This is a genomic window from Gordonia sp. ALPHA1B1 (assembly GCF_005502615.1).
GTDB lineage: Bacteria > Actinomycetota > Actinomycetes > Mycobacteriales > Mycobacteriaceae > Gordonia > Gordonia hongkongensis.
In genome coordinates this window covers 1-1281 of sequence record NZ_SCOC01000097.1, presented here as the reverse complement: position 1 = coordinate 1281, position 1281 = coordinate 1, and the positions used below count along the sequence as shown (strand labels likewise).

The following is a 1281-nucleotide window of genomic DNA, read 5'->3' as shown; positions in this document are numbered from 1 at the left end:
TGGATCTCGTGACCTGAAAGTGGGCGGTTTTCGGTCAGTTTCGATGTGGAAGTTCCGGGCATGCGCCACCCCTGGTGAGGTTCGCCATCGCGATCAAAGCGTCAGGTGTGTGAAATCCGTATGACCGCTTCGTCAATGACCGCAGATGGCAGTTCGTTGCTTCGACTCGCGCGTTGCTCATCTGACACTCGACCGCGTTGTAGATTTGCACCTCACGTTTACGGATACTCGGCGCCAGGGTGCGAATCTCGGGTATATCGCAGGTCTCCGCCTTCCTCAACCAGCGCCGCAACGGCGCCCAACACGAGGAGTAAGCACCTGAAAGTATGTGCCTTATCTCTTCTTTCATCTGATACGCACGGGCCAGCACACTGTTGGCATCGGTGACCACGATGGACTGCAGCCGCTCCTGACTCTCGGTGAGGTCGTCAGGATTCTTCAACAACGCCCACCTCAATCGGCCGCGTTCCACCTTCGACAAGCCGGCTATCCGGCTCATCACCCGAGACCGGCACCGGTCCAACGCCTGACTAACCCACTGCAGCACATGGAATGGGTCCATACACCAGTACGCCCCCGGCGCCTGCTCAGCGAGGACCGCACCGATGTATTCGGCCCCATCAGCACTGATGTGAGTGATCTTGCGTGCTCGCACGTCACCCAGTTCGTCGAAGAATCGCTCGATGGTCTCCTTCTTGGCGCCCTCACCCGCCCACACCAACTGACCTGTGTCATGGTTGACCACGACGACCAAGTACTTGCGGCCCTTGCGATAAGCGATTTCATCGATGCCGATACGCCGCAACCCGTTCAAGCGTTTAGTCAGTCCGACATGGTCGTCGACCACGCGCTCGACGATACGAGACACCGTCCGCCAGGAAACCCGTAGATAGGCACTCACCGCGGTCATCGGGGCGTGCGCACACAGCCATGCGACGGTGTCGTCGAAAGCCCTGGTCATCTTCGCTTCCGGACGTGCCCACGGAACCAACTCAGTCTTCGTACCATGGCGAGGACACTTCACGCGGTTGGCGGGCAACTCGAGGAAGCATCGCCAGCCACCCATGTCGAGATGTCGCCACCGTCGCGGTGCCGGTGGCTGATCGTAACCAGGGCACCGCTTCTTACACTGCGGGCACCGTGATCGTGCGTTCGCGTGCAGCTCCAGTGTCACCACGATGACCTGCCCACGATCATCCTCATCGAACCTGACACCCACGACACGGGCACGCTCGATTCCCAGCAACTTCTGCAGTACTCTGACAGTGCGCAACGCCCACT

The 1281-nt window shown here is 59.7% G+C and carries 1 protein-coding gene; it reads right to left on the bottom strand.

Translation table 11 applies throughout. The annotated features are described in order from the left end of the window. Nucleotides 1-34: 34 nt before the first annotated feature. Nucleotides 35-1174: an ISL3 family transposase gene (locus FFS52_RS23550; protein ID WP_249356646.1), complete on the bottom strand. Its 1140-nt coding sequence runs from the start codon at nucleotides 1172-1174 to the stop codon at nucleotides 35-37. Nucleotides 1175-1281: the final 107 nt, after the last annotated feature.